Origin of the sequence: Nonomuraea phyllanthi (assembly GCF_006334985.2) — a bacterium.
GTDB lineage: Bacteria > Actinomycetota > Actinomycetes > Streptosporangiales > Streptosporangiaceae > Nonomuraea > Nonomuraea phyllanthi.
In genome coordinates this window covers 146,540-165,903 of record NZ_VDLX02000015.1, presented here as the reverse complement: position 1 = coordinate 165,903, position 19,364 = coordinate 146,540, and the positions used below count along the sequence as shown (strand labels likewise).

Here is a 19,364-nt window from a genome sequence, read left to right as displayed (position 1 = left end):
CATGGTCAGGCGATGAGGGTAAACCCGTGATCGTCCCTGCCGCCAGGGCCGCCGACGTCCGGGCCCACGCGACGCACCGTACGATCCCCGGAGACGAGGACGGAAAGGGCCAGCCATCGATGACCACCCACGAGCGGGAGATCAGCGAGCCCGTCGACCTGTGCCGGGCTGACGGGCGGCTCAACGCGGAAGCGGTCGGCTGGACCCGGCGCCCCCTGCACCGGGCGAACCTTCGGGGCTGGGGACGGCGCAAGCGCTGGGAGTACTGGGGCGTCGTCACCCCGCGCCACATCATCGGCCTGGTCGCGTCGTCGCTGGACTACGCGGCGGTGAACGGGGTGTACGTGCTCGACCGGGACACCCGGGTCGAAACCGCCAAGGACGTCGTGGTGCCGCTGGCCCGCGGCGCCGTCTTCCCCGACCGCAGCGGCGCCGGCACGGCGTCCGTACGGGGCGGCGGCCTGACGATCGACATCGAGCAGAGCGTTTCCGGCACCGCGATCCGGGCCGTCGCGCCCGGCATCGAGCTCGACCTGGACATGCCGCTGCCGGAGGGCCACGAGTCACTCGGCGTGGTGGTCCCGTGGGGGCCGAACCGGTTCCAGTACACGGTCAAGGACGTCGGCCGCCCGGCGCGCGGCCGGCTTCGACTCGGGCCGGCCGAGTTCCGTTTCGACGAGACGGACTCGTTCGCCGTGCTCGACCACGGCCGGGGCAAATGGCCGTACTCGATCACGTGGAACTGGGCGGCCGGCTGCGCGCCCGGCCGGGCGGTCCAGCTGGGCGGCAGGTGGACCGACGGCACCGGCTCGACGGAGAACGCCCTGTTCGTCGACGGCCGCCTGCACAAGATCGGCGACGAGCTGGAATGGTCGTACGACCGGACCGACTGGCTGCGGCCCTGGCGGATCGCCGGCCCGCGGGCGGAGGTGGAGTTCCACCCGTTCCACGAGAAGGTGGCCCGAACCGAGCTGGGCCTGGTGGGCAACGAGACCCACCAGTGCTTCGGCCACTTCTCGGGACGGGCGCGGGCCGACGACGGCGCCTGGGTGGACCTCGACGGCCTCACCGGCTGGGCCGAGGAGGCCCGCAACCGCTGGTAGCCCGTGCGCACCTCGCTCCCCTTCACCGACGCGGCTCGCCCGCGGTCGATGACCGGCTGGGTCATTCCCGTGCGAGGAGCGTCGATCCCTGGTGCTGCGTGGCGCTCCGGCCGGTTCTGTCGGCGCCAGCTGCCACACTGATCGGCGACGCCGACGGGATGAGGATCCACCATGGTGCAAGCCGCCGTACCACCGATCGTCGAGGCCATCGTGGCGCAGGCGCCGCCGGGCTGGACGCGGGCGGTGCTGAGCAGCGCGGCGAGCACGGGCGGCGTCTCCGTGGCCGGCGGCTACTCCGTCCGCGGCGGGTCCCGCTTGAGCGGCCACGTGCCCGCGCCGTTCAGCGAGCTGATGAGGCTGGCGGAGGCTCTGCGCGAGATGCGGGGCTGGAGACGTACCAGCCTGGAGATCGCGTGCCTGCCGTCCGGGCAGTACGAACTGGTCGCGTTCGCCGACACGGTGACGAGCCTGCGCGGGCGGGCGGGCGGGTTCCAGGTCGTCCTCGACCCCGGCTACGAGCTGCCTCAGCCCGGCATGACAGCGCAGGAGGAGGGCACGGCCGCGCCCGCGGGCGATCCGGACCTGGCGGTGGCGCGATTCCGCGCGTACATGGAGCGGGGCGCCGCGATCCTCGGACGGCCCCAACCGCTCACGCCGCCCGCGTCGGCCGCCGCCCTGGAGGAGGCCGAACGCCGCATCGGCCGGCCTCTGCCCGCCGACCTCCGCGCGCTGTACGAGATCGCGAACGGCGACGACGTCCGTCGCGGCAACCTCCGCCCGTTCGGGAACGCCGCCTGGCTGGGGCTGGAGAGCGTGACGGCCGTGCACGAGGACATCCGCGAGCCGATGCCTCCCGGCTGGGAGCTGGGCTGGGACCGGGTCGTCTTCGACGCCGACCCGCCCGACACCGTCCGGCGCTGCGGCGGTCACCCCGCCTGGCTGCCGTTCGCCACCGGCGAGGACGGCAACTTCCTGGCGGTGGACATGTCACCCGCCAGGTACGGCCGACCGGGCCAGGTCATCCGCGTCGGCCGCGACCATGACGACGGTCCCGCCTACCTCGCCGACTCGGTGACCTCGCTCCTCGGCCACTACCTCGACCTGCTGGAACGAGGCGAGTACGAGCAGGACGAATACGAGGACGGCATCTTCCTGCCGGACCCCGACGACCGCCCCGGCCACGGGAAGATCGTCGGCGAGCTGCCCCGCGACATCCCGCCCGGCATCCAGGCCATGCACATCAACGACGCGGCGAGCCCTGTCGACCTGACCCCGCTCACCGCCGCCCACCGATTGAGGCGACTGCACCTCAACCGCTGCGCCACCGGTGACCTGGCGCCGATCCGGTCCCTGCCGGTCGAGTCGTTACGCGTCACGTTGGCGGGCGGCGACCTGACTCCCCTGGAAGGCCACCCCCATCTCACCGCCCTGGACCTGGGGGCCGCCGCACCGGTCGACCTCGCACCGCTGCGTTCCGTCCCGAACCTCCGGAGCCTGGACGTGTCCCGCGCCGACGTACACGACCTGACCGTCCTGACGGATTTGCCCGACCTGCGCTACCTGGCCCTCACCACGCGGCAGTGGCACGTCCTGCTGGAGCAGGGCAAGGCACCCGTCACGCTCGCGGCCGCCCGGCTCGCGGACGACACCGCCGCCCTCGACGAGGCCCTGGCCTGGGCGTCCTGCCTCGGCGTGGACACCCGCGACAGCGTGCACGTGACCGGCGTGCACACCGTCTGACGACGTCATGGGAGTGTGGGTCTACATCCGAGGATGGCTGGAGTTCTCCGGCGACAGCCAGAGGCGCGCGTTCGAGCGCATCTCCGGCGACGCGCCCGACCCCGGCTGGGCGTTCCCTGAGGGCGGGTGGCTCGACGCCGTCTGCTACGCACGCGCGGTTCGTGAGCAGTACGTCGATGAGGTGCTCGACGTGATCCGCAAGGCCGCCGCACTGCCCGCCGCCGACGAGGACGGCGACCGCGTGGTCGGGCTCTTCCTCGTGTTCCACGAAGTGAACGGCCAGAGCGAGTGGCAGGTCCGCGACGGCCAGGTGATCATCAGCCCGGCCGACCAGCGCTACGACTACCTCAACTGGTAACCGCCGCACGGCCGGCGACGCGCTGCGTTACTCCCCGGAACGAGGGAGCGACATCCCCCTGACGGGTGAGCAAACCGGACCTCAGCCCGAAGAAGCTGGCAACCATGCACTCCACACACGCGCCCTCCGCTCCCGCAGTGTCCGCACCCCCGAGCCGGCTCACCATCTGGGCCGGCCGAACCATGATCCTGATCGCCATAGGGCACACCGCCGTGTTCGCGCCCCTGGCCCCCTGGGCCGGCTGGCTCGCCGGAGACCTCCGCACCCGCGCCGCCGACAGCGACTCGGTGGCGACGTTCTGGGCGCTGCCCGGCGGCTTCGTCGTCGTGCTGGTGCTGCTGGGGCTAATGGTGGCGCGGGCGGGGCGGCAGGGACAACGCGTTCCCGCGTACGTCGGCTGGGCGATCCTCGCCTGGGCGGCCCTCGCCGTCTACCTGATCGGGCCGAGCGGCTTCCTTCTCGCCGTCATCCCTGCCGCGCTGCTCATAGCGGCGAACATCACCGCCAGACGGCCCTCCGCGGTTCGCCCCGAGTGAGTCTCACCACCCCCGAAACCACTGTTCGGCTCCCCCGGCCACCACAAGCGAGCTGTATGTAGCTGCCCGGCGGCCTCGGCTCGCCCGGCCTCGACTGCAGGGATCCACATGGAGCGGGATGGAACGCATAATGGTAGACGGCCGGATCGGCGGCTTCGGGGACTGACTGTGAAGGAGCCTCCATGGGCGCCAACCACTGTGTCCTTCCCACCCTGATCCAGAAGAAGCGGTTCGGCCACATCGGCCGGATGCTGATCGTCACCTCGGCGGTTCTCGTGGCCGCCGTCGCACTGGCGGACCCCGCGTCGGCCGACCTCGTGAACAAGTGCACGAGCGGCACGGGCTACACGATCTGCTTCAGCCTCGACCGGCGGGACGACGGGACGATCGCCGTCCATCTCGGCATCGACGTGGCCATGAGCCGCGCGGACGCCCAGGCCATCATCGATCACCCCGGCGAGGAGTTCTCCGCGAAGATCTTCGGTGACGACCCCGTCTACGACAACGGTCTGGTGTCCGTGCCGGTTACCTGGAGCGCCGCGTGGGACGGCGGGCTGTCGGCCGAGTTCGATCGGCTGGCGACCTTCGCCCAGCTCAACGAGGACGACGGATACTTCGATGGTTACGTCGACGAACTCTACGGCCACATCGATCTGGTCGACTTCCGCAGCGGCCGGACGCGCGGCTTCAACTCCGCCGTCATCAGCGGCTACTACTGATGGGAGCCCGCACGCCGAGGGTGAGACCGACGCGGCGAGTGGCACAGCGAGTACTTCCAGCACGCCGTACGCTCCACCTTCGGCGGCAGGACTGCCCGGCGCTCGACGGCGCCATCACCCCACTCCGGCGCGCGCGGCGGCCAGAGCCGCCGCCGCGGCCCGGTCCGCTGCGGCCTCATCCAGTCGCTCCCCGGTGTTGAGCAGGGCGTAGTACAAGGGCGCGGAGACGTTGGCGACGACGCGCCGGGGGTCGGTCCGGCGGGGCAGTTCGCCGCGTTCGATGGCGTCGCTGACGCAGCCGGCCCATTCGTCGATGCGTACAGCGTAGAAGCCATGCAGTGCCCGGGCCGCGTGCTCGTCACAGAGGGAGGCGGCGATGAGCGCTTTGAAGAGCCGCACCTGGCGGAGGTCGGTCAAGGTTCTGACCACCAGGCGCGCGTTCTCCCGGAGGTCCGCATCCACGCTTCCGGTCCTGGCCCTTGGCAGGGACTGCGCGGCCATGTCGTCGAGCAGGTCGGCGGCAAGCGCGCCCGGAGTGCCCCAGCGGCGGTACACCGTGGTCTTGCCCACGCCCGCGACGCGGGCGATCTCGGCCAGGTCCAGGGCGTCGAATCCCTTCTCGACGAGAGTGTCGCCGACAGCCTTCAGTACGGCCTCCCGGACGCGGGCCGTGCGCCCACCGGGACGGACGGTGCCGTGCCGTGGTGCCTCGGGCATGGCTGACTCCTTCTCACGAACCCATTAACGGGACCGGAGTTCCCTTAGAGCGATTATGGGTGTTATAGTCCCATATTAACGGGACTCGCGAACCGTTAAAGGTTGCGCAGGTCTGATCCCACATGCCCGGCGGTCGGCGAATGGCCGCTGAACGTCGCCGATGAGGAGCAGGCGGCCGAACTCGTCCCCACCCTGCGTGCGCTAGCCGTGGCCGATCTGCGCAACCTCGTGTTCCAGCGCGACCGGCGCATCGTCCCCGCCCTCGGATCCGCTTGACGACCTGCCTCCATCAACGAGTTTTCATCCCCTAGTGAAGAAGGAAGCATCATGAATGACTTCGCCCGAAAGGCCGGCACGGCACTGTCGGCCCTGTTGATCGCAGTGAGCACGGCCGTGGCCTGCACGGGCGCTCCCGCCCAAGCAGGTGTGGAACGCCATCAGAGCTGGCAGGCAGCGTGGACGGCCGCACCTCAGCGGGCCAGCAGCGGATTCGAAGCCAATTGGTCAGAAGAGGGTTTCTCCGGTCAGAGTGTGCGCCAGGTGGTCAGGCCCGCCGGCGACGGTTCGTCGGCACGCATCCGGTTGTCGAACGCCTACGGCACCTCTCCCGTACGCGTGACGGGCGCCACCATCGCCTACGCCGGCCAGGGTGCCTCGGTACGGCCGGAGTCGGTGCGGAGGCTGACCTTCGGACATGCAGTTTCAGCCGACATCCCCGCCCACGGGACCCTGACCAGCGATCCGGCACGGCTCAACGTGCGGGCATTTCAGCCGCTGGTCGTCACGCTGTACTTCGCCGGCACGACCGGCCCGGCGACCTTCCACGCGCAGGCGTACGCCACGAGCTACCGTGCCCAGGGCGACCACCTCGCCGACGCGAGCGCCAGCGCCTTCACACAGACCACGCACTCGTGGTACTACCTGTCCGGCGTCGATGTCGCCGGCGGGACCAGGAAGGGCGATGCCGTCGTAGCCTTCGGCGACTCCATCACCGACGGGTTCGGCTCGACCAACGACGCCAACGGGCGCTACCCCGACGAGTTGGCCGAGCGGCTCGCGGCCACGGGCCGGCCACGGCCTGTACTGAACGCCGGCATCGGAGGCAACCTCCTGCTCAACGACTCGGCCTGGTACGGCGACCGGTCCTCGGCCCGGTTCCGCCGGGACGTGCTCGACCAGCCTGGCGTCGGCACCGTCGTCGTGCTCGAAGGCATCAATGACATCGGCTTCAGCGAGTCCGACACGCCGACGTTCAAGCCCGCGCCCGTGGTCTCCACCGACGAGCTGATCGCCGGGTACCGCCGCCTCATCCGCGACGCGCACGCGAAGGGAATCAAGGTGGTGGGGGCGACCCTGCTGCCGTTCAAGAACTCCGACCACTGGGGTGAACACGCCGCCTCTGTCAGCAACGCCGTCAACCGGTGGATCCGTACATCCGGTGAGTACGACGCGGTGGTCGATCTCGACCGGGCCCTGGCCGCTCCAGGCGACCCCGACATGCTGAACCCGGCATTTGACAGCGGCGACCATCTGCACCCGAACGACCTCGGCTACACCACCATGGCACGCCTCATCGCAGACCGGCTCTGACCGGCCCGCGCATGGCCGCTCCGCTCGACAGAGCGGCCACCGCGCAGGACCGGCATGCGGCCGTGTCGACCAGGATTCAGCGGTGCGCGTTCTTGGTGGCGTAGTATCGCCGCGACTTCACCTGGCTTCCGCACATCGCCATGCTGCACCAGCGACGGCTGCCGTTGCGGCTGGTGTCCAGGAACAGCCATCCGCACGAGGGGCATTCGCCCACCCGGTTGAGCGGGCCCTCCAACAGCAGCCGCGCGGCGGAGGCGGCGACGGGCCACAGCACGGCACGTGCCGATCGCTCCCGGGGCCAGCGCAGGACGTGGCCATCGCCCTCCCGGTGGAGCGAGGCCATGCGCAGTGCCACCGCGTAGGTGTCCATGATCACGGAAACGTCATCGGGGTCCGGATGCCGCTGCGCGACGATGGCCGAGAACGTCCGGTACACGGACTCACGCAGCTCGGTGGCATCGCTCAGCGCGACGCCGCCCCCGCCGGCAGAGGCTTCCGGAGAAAGAACTCCCGCCATCCGCGCCCAGGCGAGCAACCCCTCCATCGTTTTGAGCCAGTCATCGTGGCTTTCGGGCCGCTTGGCGACGGTGTTGGCGAAGTCGAGGCATAGGCAGTTGCCGACCAGCTCCGTTGCGCTCACATCCGCCATTGTCTCACCACTCAAGCTGCCTTGACAGGTTGGACCATCATGCCCAAAAATCTCACTATCAAACCGCAGTTGACTGGTGAGATGAGGTTGTGGTGCACCAACGACCGGCGTTGCTCGACGCTCCTTCCAACCTGGGGCTGCGGCCGCCCGCGGCGGGGACCGTGCCCGGGTGCTACAAACTGCCCGGTGCCCTGCGGGACAACGGCCTGCTACGCCGCCTCGCGGCCGAGGACGCCGGCTGTGTCACCCCGCCCCGCTACGACCGCGGCTCGTGGCAGACCGGCGACGGGGTGTTCAACGCCGCAGCCATGGCCGCCTACACGGTGAAACTGGCCAACCGGATCGAGGCGCTGCTCAAGGACGACCGCTTCCCGGTCGTGCTTGGCGGAGACTGCAGCATCCTGCTGGGCTCCGCGCTGGCGTTGTCCCGGCGCGGCCGCTACGGCCTGGTGTTCCTCGACGGCCACGACGACTTCCGGCACGCGGGCAACTCCGGCAACATCGGAGCGGCCGCCGGAGAGGACCTGGCCCTGGTCACCGGACGAGGCCAGGCAGATCTGACCGACATCGAGGACCGCCGCCCGTACATGCGCGATTCCGACGTGGTCGTGGTAGGCATCCGAGATGAGGAGACGAGCCGGCGCGAGCTCGAAGACCTCGGCATCCCGGTGTGGAACGTCAGCCGAATCCGGCAGGCGGGCCCCGCGGCGACCGCCGGCGCCGCGCTCGCGCATCTGGAACGGGCCGAGTTGGAGGGGTTCTGGGTGCACCTCGACGTCGATGTCCTCGATCCCGGAGTGATGCCCGCCGTCGACTCACCCGATTCCGACGGGCTGCAGCACGACGAGCTCATCGCGCTGCTGTCCCCGCTGCTGGCGGCGCCGGCTTGCACCGGCTTCCAGGTGACCGTCTTCGACCCCGATCTCGACCCGGACGGCAGGCTCGCGCGGGAATTGACCGACACACTCGCCGCCTCCCTGCGCGGCTGAGAACGAGGAGACCTTCCCTGCTTCCCTGGTCCGCCGACCTCGCCGGTCGTCCCGACCACCACGTCATCGACAGCCACGCGCTGCGCGCGCGAACCAGATAGAGCAGTTCGCCACGATCACCGCTCGCGACATGGTCGTGTCGAAAGCCCAACCGAGCACAGACACCCAAGGACGCCCACTTGGAAGGCCGCACCGTCGCCCACAACCGCTTGAGGCCCGCCGCCTGGTCACCAATGTCCTCCGGCCCGCGGGGAAGGACGGACTCGAGCGACCTCTGCGACCGCTCAGCAAGCGCTGTCACTTGAGTCTCGCCAGCTTTCACGCGGATCACCGAACCAATGCCTTGCAAGTGCTGCATACGTTTGCAGTATGGTGGTGTTCGCCTAGTCCGAGGAGGATCACTTGTCCACCCCACTCACCCGATTCACGGCGGACAGCCTGCCCGTCGAGGTGTACGCGAGCGAGGCCGACCTCGGCCGCGCCGCGGCCGAGCGCGCCGCCGCGACCATCCGGGAGGCGGTACGGCAGCGTGGCGCCGCCCGTGTCGTCATCGCCACGGGCAACTCGCAGTACGCGTTCACCGACGCGCTGCGCGAGCAGGAGATCCCGTGGGATCGGGTGACGGTCTTCCACATGGACGAGTACGTGGGCATCGCGGCCGACCACCCGGCCGCGTTCCGGCGGTGGATCAGGGAGCGGATCGAGGACCCGTTCGCTCCCGCCGCGGTCCACTACATCGACGGCAACGCCACCGACCCGGAGGCGGAGTGCGCGCGGTACGAGGCCGAGTTGCGTTCGCTGCCGCTGGACCTGGTGTGCATGGGGGTGGGGGAGAACGGCCACCTGGCCTTCAACGAACCGCACCAGGCGAGCTTCGACGACGAGCGGTGGGCGCGGGTCATCACGCTGACCCGGCGCTCCCGCGAGCAGCAGGTCGGTGAGGGCCACTTCGCCACGGTGGAGGACGTGCCCGCCACCGCGATCTCGCTCACGGTGCCGGCGCTGCTGGCGGCCAAGGCGGTCCAGGTGTGCGTCCCCGAGCAGCGCAAGGCGCCGGCGATCGCGGCCACGCTGAACGACCCCATCACGCCTGCCTGCCCCGCCACGATCCTGCGACGGTCGCCCCACGCCACGCTGTTCCTCGACCCGGACTCCGCCAGCAAGATCGACTTCCGGCGGTGATCCTCACCGGCGGACGGGTGCTCCTGCCGGAGGGCATCCGCGATGACCTGGACGTGGTGATCGCCGACGGCCGGATCACGTCGCTGCCGCCACGTGGGACCGACCACGGGGCCGCGGTGACCGACCTGGGCGGGCGGCTGGTCACGCCCGGGCTGATCGACCTGCACGTGCACGGGTTCGCGGGCGCCTGCTTCGACGAGGGCACGGACCAGGGCGCCGCGGTGCTGCGTGGCCTGGCCCGGCAGGGGGTGACCAGCGCGCAGGCGTCGCTCGTGTCCGCGTCCGTGGAACGGCTGGCCGAACTGCTGGCCGGGTTCGCCGCCGTGGACCGTACCGTCGAGGGCGGCGCGGAGCTGCTCGGCGTGCACCTGGAGGGACCGTTCCTGGCGGCCTCGCAGTGCGGTGCGCACGACCCCGCCGTGCTCCGCCCGCCGAGGGCCGCCGACGTCGACCTGCTCCTCCGACACCGCGACGTGCTCAGCATGATCACGCTCGCCCCCGAACTCCCCGGCGCCGTCGAGGCTACCGGTCTCCTCTCCGGCGCCGGGGTCGTCGTCGCCGCGGGGCACAGCGACGCCCGCGGCGACGACCTGCGCGCGGCGGTCGACGCCGGGCTCACCCACATCACGCACCTGTGGAGCGGCCAGTCCGGCACGATCCGGCGGGGCCCGTGGCGGATCCCCGGCCTGCTGGAGGAGTCGCTGGCCGCCGATCATCTCACCGCCGAGGTGATCGCCGACGGCCGCCACCTGCCGCCCGCGCTGCTGGAGATCGCCCGCCGCTGCGTGGGCGAGCGCCTGTGCGTGGTCTCCGACGGCACGCCGGGCACCGGCCTGCCGCGCGGTGCCCGCTACCGGCTCGGCACCGTGACCTGCGAGGTCGGCGACGGCGTCGGGCTGGTGGTGGGCGCGGACGCGTTCGGCGGCTCCACCTCGGCGCTGCCGGACATGCTCCGCCACCTGACCGGTGACCTCGGCTGGCCCGTCCCGGAGGCCGTGGCGGCGGCCACCAGCACGCCGGCGCGGGTGCTCGGCCTGGCGGGCCGCAAGGGCACGATCGCGCCCGGCGCCGACGCCGACCTCGCCGTCTTCGACGACGGCTTCCATCCGTGGGCGACCGTCCTGCGCGGCAGGTGGATCGGCCCAGAAGGGATCAGCGCATGACCAGAGTCATCCGGTTGAGGGAGGGTGACACGGTGGCCGTCGCGCTCGACGGGCTCGCCGCCGGCGACTCCCTCGGGTACGGCCTCACCGCGACCCAGGACATCCCGCCCGGCCACAAGGTCAGCCTCACGACACTCGAACCCGGCGCGGAAGTCACCAAGTACGGCCAGGTCATCGGCCACGCCACCGCGCCCATCGCGCCAGGCGGGCACGTGCACACGCACAACCTCGGCTTCCACGACACCGACCGGGCCGAGGTCGTTCCCACGCCCGGGACGGTCACCCCGCGGGAGCCTGAGACGTTCCAGGGCATCGTGCGCCCTGACGGCAGGGTCGCCACCCGCAACTACGTCGGCATCATCACCTCGGTCAACTGCTCGGCGACGGTGGCCAAGCTCATCGCCGATCAGGTACGCCGCTCCGGGATGCTGGACTCGGCGCCGGGGGTGGACGGGGTGGTGGCCATCACCCACGGCAGCGGGTGCGGCCTGGCCGCCGACGGCGAGGGGCTGGAGCTGCTGCGCCGTACGCTGTCCGGCTATGCCGCCCACCCCAACTTCGGCGCGCTGCTGGTGCTGGGCCTGGGGTGTGAGGTGAACCAGATCGCCGAGCTCGACCTGCCCGCCGGCACCCCGGTCACCCCGATGACCATCCAGGAGCTGGGCGGTACGGCGGCGGCCGTGCGCAGGGGCGTCGAGGCCGTCCGCGAGCTGCTGCCCGCGCTGGACGTGTCGCGCACGGAGGTCCCCGCCTCGCGCCTGACACTCGGGCTCAAGTGCGGTGGCTCCGACGGCTACTCCGGCATCACGGCCAACCCCGCGCTGGGCGTGGCCGCGGACCTGCTGGTCGCGCAGGGCGGCACGGCGATCCTGGCCGAGACGCCGGAGATCTACGGCGCCGAACGGCTGCTGGCGGCCAGGGCGGTGGACGAGAAGGTGGCGCGGGCCCTGCTGGACCGCATCGACTGGTGGCGCGACTACACCGCGCGGCACGGCGGCTCGCTCGACAACAACCCCTCGCCGGGCAACAAGGACGGCGGGATCACCACGATCCTGGAGAAGTCGCTGGGCGCGGTGGCCAAGGCCGGGAGCTCGCCGCTGACCGGCGTCTACGGCTTCGCCGAGCCGGTACGGCAGGCGGGACTGGCCTTCATGGACACGCCCGGCTACGACCCCGTCTCGGTCACCGGCATGGTGGCGGGCGGCGCGAACATCGTCTGCTTCACCACCGGGCGCGGCTCGGTCTACGGGTGCAAGCCGGTGCCGAGCCTGAAGCTGGCCACCAACAGCGACGTCTACCGGCGCATGCGTGACGACATGGACCTGGACTGCGGCCCGATCGCGACAGGCGAGCGCACGATCGAGGAGACCGGCCGTGCCGTCTTCGACCTGGTTCTGGCCACGGCTTCGGGGCAGCGGACCGCCAGCGAGCTGCTCGGGTTCGGCGACGAGGAGTTCGCCCCCTGGCAGCTCGGCGCCGTCATGTAGCCCTTGCTCTGCCGGCCGGCCTGGTCATGCGGAAGGAGCCAGGGTGGTGGAGCCGCGGACGACCAGCCGCGTCTCGAGCTGGACGACCGGTGGTTCCTCCTCCACCGGATTGTTGATCATGTCGAGCAGCAGGTCGACCGCGACCATCCCGGCCTCCGTCCCCGGCACGTGGATCGAGGTCAGCGTCGGGTAGGCCATGCCGGACATCGGGCTGTCGTCGATGCCGATCACGCTGAGGTCCTGGCCGACCCGCACCCCCCGCTCGGCCAGGCGTGTCATCAGGCCGAGCGCGATCAGGTCGTCGTAGGCGATGACCGCGGTGACGTCGCTGGCGTGCACCAGGTCGGCGGCGCGCACCCCGGCCTGCACCTGCGGTTCGAACGGCCCGTACTCCACCAGTTCCACGCCCTGCGCCGCGCAGGCCGCCACGACCGCCTCGCGCCGTTGCGCGTTGGACCATGAGCGCCGCGGGCCGTTGAGGTAGGCGAGCTTCCGGTGGCCGAGCGCGGTCAGGTGCTCCACGGCCTCGATCATGCCGTCGGCGTTGTCGACCAGCACGTTGGCCGCGCCCGCGACCCGCCGGTTGACGAAGACGATGGGCTTGAGGCGGGCCAGCTCGTTGAGCCGCTCGTCGCCCGTACGTGGCGAGACCATGATGATCCCGTCGACGCGCTTACGGAGGATCTGCGCGCGCTCCACCTCGTCGCCCGGGTGCTCGTCGACGTCGGTGATGATCACGGTCTTGCCCTTGAGCGCCGCCCGTGCCTGGATCGCCTTGATGATCGGCGGGAAGAACGGGTTGGCGATGTCGGGCACGATCAGCCCGAAGATGTCGTGGTGCCCCGAGATGAGCGAGCGGGCCGTCTGGTTGGGGACGTAGCCCAGCTCGCGGGCCGCGCGGCGGACCCGTTCGCGCGTATGCGCGTTGACCTTGTCGGGGTCGGACAACGCCCGCGAGACGGTCGACGCGGACAGCCCTGTGGCTTGAGCGACGTCCGCAAGCGTGACTGGCATGAGCCTGTCCCTCCTGGTTTGCTGCAACGAAGGTGACGATATCGCAGAGGCGGACCTGAGGAAGCGTTCTCCTGTTGCAGAATGTAGCTGCCATTGCCGCCATCGATTGCAGCGTTCAGGATCATGCTGTCGCGGGTGCCTGCTTACAGCCTGGCACGCCGAGAGCGTCGATGAGCGTGCGGGCCATCACCCGGTGGCCCTCGGCATTGGGATGGGTGGGATCTCCGTACCAGCGGGGATCGGCGGGCTGCCAGCGCGCGTGGTGGTCGACCAGCGCCGTGCCCTGCTCGGCGGCCAGCTCCCTGATCGCCGCGGCATAGGCCGGGATGCCCTCGATCGGCCCTGGCACGGGGGTCTGCAGGGCCATGCGAGACCCGGCCTCCCGTACGCGGGCGATGATCGGCACCATCACGGCGACGTACTCGTCGACGGGGAGGTCCTTGGCGTCGTTCGTGCCGAGCCCGATCACCGTCACGTCGGGGGCGTGCCGCAGGACGGCGCGGTCGAGGTGCGCGGCCAGGTCGGCCGACCGCCAGCCGCTGACCCCCGTGTTGATCACCGCGTCCAGGGACCGGCCGCACTCGTACCTGACCCGCTCGGAGAACAGCTCGACGTAGCCGCGCGCTCCCTCCGTCCACCGCGCGGCCTGCACGATGCTGTCGCCCGCGAACACCCAGGTGACGGGGGCGGCCCCGGCCAACAGGCCCTTGATCGCCGTCAGGTCGTCCACGATCGCCTCCTGCAAGCGTTTGTTGCAATTTCACACCCAGTCTCGGCATTATGGCACAGGAGCCGATGACGATCCCATGACTGCGTTTGCAGGAGGAGAGCGGTATGAAGCGGTACGTCCTATGCGGGCTGTCCAACCGGGGGCTGGCGAGCTTCGTGCTGCCGCTGCTCGAGAACGGCGACACCGTCGCGGGCGTGGTGGATCCCGACCGGGCCAGGGTGGAGGCGTTCAACGACTCTGTGCTTCCCGAGGGGCACGAACGCCTGCCCTGGTACGCGCCGCCCGACTTCGACCGGATGGTCGACGAGCTGGCGCCCGACACGGTGATCGTCGCCTCCCCCGACCACACCCATGCCGGCTACATCGTGGCCGCGCTCGCCCGCGACCTGGACGTCATCTCCGAGAAGCCCATGGTCACCACCGCCGCCGACGCCGCGCGCGTGCTCCGCGCCCAGCGTGACAGCAAGGGGTCGGTGCTGGTCACGCACAACATGCGCTACATCCCGCGACACCGCCAGATCAAGGAGCTGATCCAGGACGGCAGGCTCGGCCGCATCACCCACGTCGCCCTCGACTACCACGTGGATCTGCGGCACGGCGGCAGCTACTTCCAGCGCTGGAACCGGGTGCGCGCGCTGTCCGGCGGCCTGTCGGTGCACAAGGGCTGCCACCACCTCGACCTGGTCTCCTGGTGGATCGACTCCGCTCCCGAGCAGGTCTTCGCCTACGGAGCGCTCAATTACTACGGCCCCGGCAGCCCGCACCGCCCCCGCGACGCTTCCGGCGAGCCGTACACGGGGGCCGAGCTCTACGAGCGCGACCCCTACTACCGGGCACAGGCGGGCAGCGGCGCCTTCCCCGAACCCGGCGACGCCCGCACCGGCCTGTACGGCCTGGCCTACCGGCACCAGTACCCCACCGACACCTACCTCTACGACGACGAGATCGACATCGAGGACACCTACTCCGCGCTGGTCCGCTACCGGAACGGCGCCAGCCTGGCGTACAGCCTCGACTTCTCCTCGCCCTGGGAGGGCTACCGCGTGATGATCAGCGGAACGCACGGCCAGATCGAGTCCCGGCACGGCAGGACCCCCGACGGGACACCGCTGCCCGGTTCGGACACCTTCACGTTCTCACCGCTGTTCGGCACCCCGGAGACGATCGAGGTCATCGTGCGGGAAGGCGGGCACGAGGGCGCCGACCCGCTGCTGCGGAGCGACCTGTTCGGCGAGCCCGCAGCGGAGTCGCTGCGGCTCGGCCTGCCCGCCGACGCACGGCAGGGGGCGCTGGCGGTGGCGACGGGCGAGGCGATCTGGCGCTCGGCCGTGGAGTCGCGCCCCATCGACATCGCCGAACTCCTCGACCGGTCATGATCCTGCACTTCGGGCTCGGCGCCTTCCACCGCGCCCATCAGGCCGTCCACACGCAGGAGGCCGGCGACGGCTGGGCGATCTGCTCGGTCGCGCCGCGCTCCCCCGACGTCGTCCGCGCGCTGCGCGCCCAAAATCACCGCTACACGCTGCTGGTGCGCGAAGGCGAGGACGTCTCGGCCACCGAGATCTCCTCCGTACGGCGGACCCTGCACGCCCCCACCGAGACCGAGCAGGTCATCCAGCACGTCGCCGATCCCGCGGTCCGGGTGATCACACTGACGATCACCGAGAAGGCCTACGCCGACGCCGGGCCGGGCAGCCCGATCGGCCTGCTGGCGGCCGGCCTGGCACGCCGGACGGCCGCCGGCGCGGGCCCGGTGGCGGTGGTCAGCTGTGACAACCTCCTCTCCAACGGCCCCCGGTTGCGCGAGGCCGTGCTGCGGGTTTCCGGGAGCGTGCCTGAGGAGGTGTCGTTCCCGGCCACGGTGGTGGACCGGATGGTGCCCGCCACCACCCCGGAGGACCTGGCGACCGCGGCGAAGCTGACCGGGCGGGAGGACCTGGCGGCCGTGGTGGCCGAGCCGTACAGCCAGTGGGTGCTCCAGGACGACTTCCCCGGCGGCAGGCCGGCGTGGGAGCGGGTGGGCGCGCAGTTCGTCGCCGACGTCGAGCCGTACGAACGGGTCAAGCTCCGGGTGCTCAACGGCGTGCACAGCACGCTCGCCTACACCGGCGCGCTGACCGGCCACGAGTACGTCTCCGGCGCGCTCGACGACCCGGTCCTCGCCCGGCTCGCCGAGCGGCTGATCCGCGAGGACGTGCTGCCCGTGCTGACCGCGCCGCCCGGCGTGGACCTGCCGGAGTACGGCGCGCAGGTGCTGGCCAGGATGCGGAACCGGGCGCTGCGCCACCGTTGCGCGCAGATCGCCATGGACGGGTCGCTCAAGGTGCCGATCCGCCTCCTCGGAACGGTGCGGGACCGGCTGGCCGCCGGGGGGATGCCGCGCTGGGCCTGCCTCGCGGTGGCCGCCTGGCTCAGGCACGTCACCGTCTCCACCGACGACGCCGGACGTCCCGTCGAGGTCGACGATCCGCGGGCGGACGACCTGCGGCGGCTGGCGCACAGCCCGCGGAGGCTGATCGCGGCGGTCGCTCCCGACCTGGCGGACCACGCGGAGGTCGTCGCCCGCATCAGCGCCGACCTGGCCGATTTCGCCGCGTACGGCGTGCGGGAGTGCCTCGAGCGCGCGTGAGAGCCCCGGCCGACACCCCGACACCACCGAACCCCCGCACCGTGCTCAGCAAGTGTTTACGAACCAGGAAAGGAATGCGATGAAACCCCCCACCACCCTCGCCCTGCGCGCCACCATCGCCGCGGGGCTCGCCGCCCTCCTCGCCGCGACGGCGGGCGCGGTGCCGGCCGGCGCCGCGACGCCCGGCTCAGCCCCGAGCACCAACTCCCCCTGCCCGCCGCAGAACCCGGACCTGACCCTCCCGAACCCGCCCGACCACGGCGTCTCCCAGGCTCAGGTCTTCGACCGCCAGGTCACCGACCCATCCGTGTACGGCGGCCGCGTCCAGTTCGTCTGGGCCGCACTCCACCCGGACCAGCCGCCGGGCGTCGTCGCGAGCACCTATGTCACGGTCTTCAGGAACGCGCCGCTACGGCAGTACACCTTCGAGTGGTTCAAGCAGAACCACCCGACCTGGATCGCCTACACCGCCGACCGCGTCACCCCCGCCTGGGAGTTCAACAACCACGTCTACACCCCGCTCGACGTCGGCAATCCCGAGGTGCGGCGGTGGATGTTCGAGAACATGATCGACCCGAAGATCGCGGAAGGGTTCAAGGTGATCGCGGTCGACAACGTCGGCGTCCGCAACGACTTCAAGCGGGCCGGCCACTACGACGAGCAGGGCAACTGGGTGCAGCAGTTCTCCGACGACCCCAAGGATCCCGCCTACATCGACTACCTGACCGACTGGCTGACGTACCTGCGCGACGGGCTGCACGCGCGGGGAGTCGCCGCCGCCTTCAACATCACCTACCACGGCGGCCTGCACGACCAGTATCAGGACGACTCCCCCGAATACCTGGCCGCGATCAGCCGGGCGATCACCATCTCCGACATCTGGCTGAACGAGCAGGGCTTCACCGTGCACCGGGCCGAGAACGTCACCGACGACGAGTGGCTCGGGACGTTCAAGCTGTTCAGGAAGTTCCGCTGCAAGCTGATGGTCGTGGACAGCAAGCTGCCCACCGACTACTGGTACGAGGCCTCGCCCGAGCAGCGTGAATGGGTGGTCGCCAACTACTTCCTGCACCGCGAGCAGCCGACGATGATGGCCAGCACCGGACTCAAGGACTACGCCGGCTTCAACGACGTCCCCGAGCAGCGCGCCGACATCGGCAGGCCGGTCACGCCGCCCTCCAAGCACGGTCCGACGCTCTGGCAGCGGCGCTACGAGCACGGCCTGACCGTGGTGAACCCCTCGTCGACCAGGTCCGGCGTGCTGCACCTGCCCAGCGGCACCTGGACCGACCTGCACGGCAAGACCTACAGCGGCTCGGTGACGGTCTCGCCGAGCTCCGGGCTGGTGCTGAGCAGGGCCTGACCCGGACGCCCGTCCCCCGATTCGGGGGACGGGCGCTTCCCCCTTCATGGCACCCGCAGGCCGGTCGATCCCCGGATCACCAGCCGGCTCTCCAGCCGCACCCTCGGCGGCTCCCGGCCGGCCGCGGCCGGGTCGAGCCGGTCCAGCAGCAGGTCGACGGCGAGCGCGCCGAGCTCGGCGCCAGGCAGATGAACCGTGGTCAGCATCGGGTGGGCGGCCTCCGACAGCGGCCCGCAGTCGATGCCTATCACGCTGATCTCGCGACCGACCTTGACGCGCCGCTCAGCGAGCCGGGCGATCAGGCCGAGCGCGATCATGTCGTCGTAGGCGATGGCGGCGGTGGCGCCCCTGAACCTGATCACGTCAGCGGCCCGCATCCCGGCCTGGATCTGCGGCTCGAACGGGCCGAGTTCGGTCAGCTCGGCCCCGTGCGCCCGGCAGGCCGCGCCGATCGCCTCGCGCCGCCGCTGGTCGGACCAGGACCGGCCCGGCCCGGACAGGTAGCAGATGCTGCGATGCCCGAGCGAGACGAGGTACTGCACCGCCTCGTTCATGCCCGCGTATTCGTCGATCACCACGCCGGCCGCACCATCGACCTCGCGGTTGGCGAAGACGACGGGCGAGCTCCTGGCGATCTCGCGGTTGGCGAAGGCGACGGGAGAGCTCCTGGCGATCTCGCGCAACCGCCCGTCGTCCGCCCGCGGCGAGGCGAGGATGAGTCCGTCGGCCTGCTCGGCGAGCACCCGGGCGCGGTCCGGCTCGTCCGCCGCCCGCTCGTCGGTGTCGGCGAGCATGACCGAATACCCCTTCTTCCACGCCCGGTCCTGGACGGCCTTGGTCATCACGGAGAAGAACGGGTTGGCGATGTCGGGGACGATCAGCCCGATGATCGCGGTCCGCCGCGACACCTGCGAGCGCGTCACTTCGTGGCGCACGTAGCCCAGTTCGCGGGCGATCCGTTCGACCCGGGAGCGGGTCCGCGCGTTCACGCGCTCCGGATGGGACAGGGCACGCGAGACCGTCGACATGGACAGCCTGCAGACCGCGGCCACGTCCGCGAGCGTCACCGCCATCGTGGGCCCCCTTCCAGGCCGTCACTGCAACGATTGCCACCCTCGCCGCAAGCAGCTTGCAGCTTGCGGCGAGCGCTTCGGCCTCAGTAGACAGCCCCGAACGCCGCTGAGATTGGGATGATAACCGACAATTCATTGACAATTGCTGCAAGCGTTGGCAGCATCGTGCCGCGACCTGCTCGAGCACTTGCTGAAGGCTCTCGGTCGCGGTGCCAGTGACTCTGCGCTTCTGGCGAGCCATGGCGACGAAGCCGGCCCATGCGCGGCCGAGAGGGGTTGACCGTGACGAAGTCGAAAAGAATCGCTTCCGGTGTCGTGTCGG

The 19,364-nt window shown here is 70.8% G+C and carries 19 protein-coding genes; 14 read left to right on the top strand and 5 right to left on the bottom strand.

What is annotated here, in order from left to right:
- Positions 1-26 precede the first annotated feature (26 nt).
- The 5 genes from FH608_RS34535 to FH608_RS34520 all read left to right on the top strand — a co-directional run bounded on the left by FH608_RS34535 (position 27) and on the right by FH608_RS34520 (position 4,456).
- Positions 27-1,103 carry a DUF2804 domain-containing protein gene (locus FH608_RS34535; RefSeq protein WP_226900156.1) on the top strand — a complete coding sequence of 359 codons (1,077 nt, stop codon included), beginning with the start codon at positions 27-29 and terminating at the stop codon, positions 1,101-1,103.
- Between the two features lie 171 nt (positions 1,104-1,274).
- Positions 1,275-2,843, top strand: coding sequence for an SMI1/KNR4 family protein (locus FH608_RS34530; protein WP_139634566.1), 1,569 nt, complete (start codon positions 1,275-1,277; stop codon positions 2,841-2,843).
- Between the two features lie 7 nt (positions 2,844-2,850).
- Entirely contained in the window at positions 2,851-3,201 is a 351-nt protein-coding gene (locus FH608_RS51825) for a hypothetical protein (protein ID WP_193318798.1), read from the top strand.
- Positions 3,202-3,338: 137 nt separating this feature from the next.
- Positions 3,339-3,737 carry a DUF6463 family protein gene (locus tag FH608_RS34525; RefSeq protein WP_226900155.1) on the top strand — a complete coding sequence of 133 codons (399 nt, stop codon included), beginning with the start codon at positions 3,339-3,341 and terminating at the stop codon, positions 3,735-3,737.
- 182 nt (positions 3,738-3,919) lie between these two features.
- Positions 3,920-4,456: a hypothetical protein gene (locus tag FH608_RS34520; RefSeq protein WP_139634565.1), complete on the top strand. Its 537-nt coding sequence runs from the start codon at positions 3,920-3,922 to the stop codon at positions 4,454-4,456.
- A 114-nt stretch (positions 4,457-4,570) separates the two neighbouring features.
- On the opposite strand, the gene FH608_RS34515 is transcribed toward FH608_RS34520, so the two are convergent.
- Positions 4,571-5,173, bottom strand: a complete 603-nt coding sequence (locus FH608_RS34515) for a TetR/AcrR family transcriptional regulator (RefSeq protein ID WP_139634564.1) — start codon at positions 5,171-5,173, stop codon at positions 4,571-4,573.
- A gap of 102 nt (positions 5,174-5,275) precedes the next feature.
- Here FH608_RS34515 and FH608_RS51820 point away from each other — a divergent pair, with 102 nt between their 5' ends.
- Both FH608_RS51820 and FH608_RS34510 read left to right on the top strand, forming a co-directional pair.
- Positions 5,276-5,449, top strand: coding sequence for a hypothetical protein (locus tag FH608_RS51820; RefSeq protein WP_193318805.1), 174 nt, complete (start codon positions 5,276-5,278; stop codon positions 5,447-5,449).
- 255 nt (positions 5,450-5,704) lie between these two features.
- Positions 5,705-6,763 (top strand): SGNH/GDSL hydrolase family protein, encoded by a 1,059-nt coding sequence (locus tag FH608_RS34510; RefSeq protein ID WP_226900154.1) that lies wholly within the window; start codon positions 5,705-5,707, stop codon positions 6,761-6,763.
- A gap of 76 nt (positions 6,764-6,839) precedes the next feature.
- Here the strand turns inward: FH608_RS34510 and FH608_RS34505 are convergent, their stop codons facing one another.
- Positions 6,840-7,403 carry a CGNR zinc finger domain-containing protein gene (locus tag FH608_RS34505; RefSeq protein ID WP_193318797.1) on the bottom strand — a complete coding sequence of 188 codons (564 nt, stop codon included), beginning with the start codon at positions 7,401-7,403 and terminating at the stop codon, positions 6,840-6,842.
- 101 nt (positions 7,404-7,504) lie between these two features.
- On the opposite strand from FH608_RS34505, the gene FH608_RS34500 reads away from it, so the two are divergent.
- From FH608_RS34500 to FH608_RS34485, 4 genes are all read left to right on the top strand, one after another.
- Positions 7,505-8,401 (top strand): arginase family protein, encoded by an 897-nt coding sequence (locus tag FH608_RS34500; RefSeq protein WP_226900153.1) that lies wholly within the window; start codon positions 7,505-7,507, stop codon positions 8,399-8,401.
- 402 nt (positions 8,402-8,803) lie between these two features.
- Positions 8,804-9,583 (top strand): glucosamine-6-phosphate deaminase, encoded by a 780-nt coding sequence (locus FH608_RS34495; RefSeq protein WP_139634561.1) that lies wholly within the window; start codon positions 8,804-8,806, stop codon positions 9,581-9,583.
- Positions 9,580-10,746 (top strand): N-acetylglucosamine-6-phosphate deacetylase, encoded by a 1,167-nt coding sequence (locus FH608_RS34490; RefSeq protein ID WP_193318796.1) that lies wholly within the window; start codon positions 9,580-9,582, stop codon positions 10,744-10,746. The genes FH608_RS34495 and FH608_RS34490 overlap by 4 nt, the downstream gene beginning before the upstream one ends.
- Positions 10,743-12,233, top strand: a complete 1,491-nt coding sequence (locus FH608_RS34485; protein WP_139634559.1) for a UxaA family hydrolase — start codon at positions 10,743-10,745, stop codon at positions 12,231-12,233. Before FH608_RS34490 ends, FH608_RS34485 begins: the two co-directional genes overlap by 4 nt.
- A gap of 24 nt (positions 12,234-12,257) precedes the next feature.
- On the opposite strand, the gene FH608_RS34480 is transcribed toward FH608_RS34485, so the two are convergent.
- Both FH608_RS34480 and FH608_RS34475 read right to left on the bottom strand, forming a co-directional pair.
- On the bottom strand, positions 12,258-13,247 hold the full coding sequence (locus FH608_RS34480; protein ID WP_139634558.1) for a LacI family DNA-binding transcriptional regulator: 990 nt from the start codon (positions 13,245-13,247) through the stop codon (positions 12,258-12,260).
- Positions 13,248-13,368: 121 nt separating this feature from the next.
- Positions 13,369-13,977 (bottom strand): SGNH/GDSL hydrolase family protein, encoded by a 609-nt coding sequence (locus FH608_RS34475; RefSeq protein WP_193318795.1) that lies wholly within the window; start codon positions 13,975-13,977, stop codon positions 13,369-13,371.
- Positions 13,978-14,081: 104 nt separating this feature from the next.
- Here FH608_RS34475 and FH608_RS34470 point away from each other — a divergent pair, with 104 nt between their 5' ends.
- The 3 genes from FH608_RS34470 (at position 14,082) to FH608_RS34460 (ending at position 17,969) form a co-directional block, all read left to right on the top strand.
- Complete coding sequence (locus FH608_RS34470; protein WP_139634556.1) at positions 14,082-15,353, top strand: Gfo/Idh/MocA family protein; 1,272 nt, start codon at positions 14,082-14,084, stop codon at positions 15,351-15,353.
- The gene (locus tag FH608_RS34465; RefSeq protein ID WP_139634555.1) at positions 15,350-16,606 is read left to right on the top strand and encodes a mannitol dehydrogenase family protein; all 1,257 of its coding nucleotides are present in this window, start codon (positions 15,350-15,352) and stop codon (positions 16,604-16,606) included. Before FH608_RS34470 ends, FH608_RS34465 begins: the two co-directional genes overlap by 4 nt.
- Before the next feature lie 79 nt (positions 16,607-16,685).
- Positions 16,686-17,969, top strand: a complete 1,284-nt coding sequence (locus tag FH608_RS34460) for a putative glycoside hydrolase (protein ID WP_139634554.1) — start codon at positions 16,686-16,688, stop codon at positions 17,967-17,969.
- A 44-nt stretch (positions 17,970-18,013) separates the two neighbouring features.
- Here the strand turns inward: FH608_RS34460 and FH608_RS34455 are convergent, their stop codons facing one another.
- Positions 18,014-19,042: a LacI family DNA-binding transcriptional regulator gene (locus FH608_RS34455; RefSeq protein ID WP_139634553.1), complete on the bottom strand. Its 1,029-nt coding sequence runs from the start codon at positions 19,040-19,042 to the stop codon at positions 18,014-18,016.
- Positions 19,043-19,364 lie beyond the last annotated feature (322 nt).

What these genes read in the sequence shown, in the direction of transcription:
- FH608_RS34520 (WP_139634565.1), top strand. Translation starts at nt 3,920, where the DNA reads ATGGGCGCCAACCACTGTGTCCTTCCCACCCTGATCCAGAAGAAGCGG.
- FH608_RS34485 (WP_139634559.1), top strand. Translation starts at nt 10,743, where the DNA reads ATGACCAGAGTCATCCGGTTGAGGGAGGGTGACACGGTGGCCGTCGCG.
- FH608_RS34455 (WP_139634553.1), bottom strand. Translation starts at nt 19,042, where the DNA reads ATGGCGGTGACGCTCGCGGACGTGGCCGCGGTCTGCAGGCTGTCCATG.
- FH608_RS34480 (WP_139634558.1), bottom strand. Translation starts at nt 13,247, where the DNA reads ATGCCAGTCACGCTTGCGGACGTCGCTCAAGCCACAGGGCTGTCCGCG.
- FH608_RS34470 (WP_139634556.1), top strand. Translation starts at nt 14,082, where the DNA reads ATGAAGCGGTACGTCCTATGCGGGCTGTCCAACCGGGGGCTGGCGAGC.
- FH608_RS34515 (WP_139634564.1), bottom strand. Translation starts at nt 5,173, where the DNA reads ATGCCCGAGGCACCACGGCACGGCACCGTCCGTCCCGGTGGGCGCACG.
- FH608_RS51825 (WP_193318798.1), top strand. Translation starts at nt 2,851, where the DNA reads ATGGGAGTGTGGGTCTACATCCGAGGATGGCTGGAGTTCTCCGGCGAC.
- FH608_RS34465 (WP_139634555.1), top strand. Translation starts at nt 15,350, where the DNA reads ATGATCCTGCACTTCGGGCTCGGCGCCTTCCACCGCGCCCATCAGGCC.
- FH608_RS34460 (WP_139634554.1), top strand. Translation starts at nt 16,686, where the DNA reads ATGAAACCCCCCACCACCCTCGCCCTGCGCGCCACCATCGCCGCGGGG.
- FH608_RS34530 (WP_139634566.1), top strand. Translation starts at nt 1,275, where the DNA reads ATGGTGCAAGCCGCCGTACCACCGATCGTCGAGGCCATCGTGGCGCAG.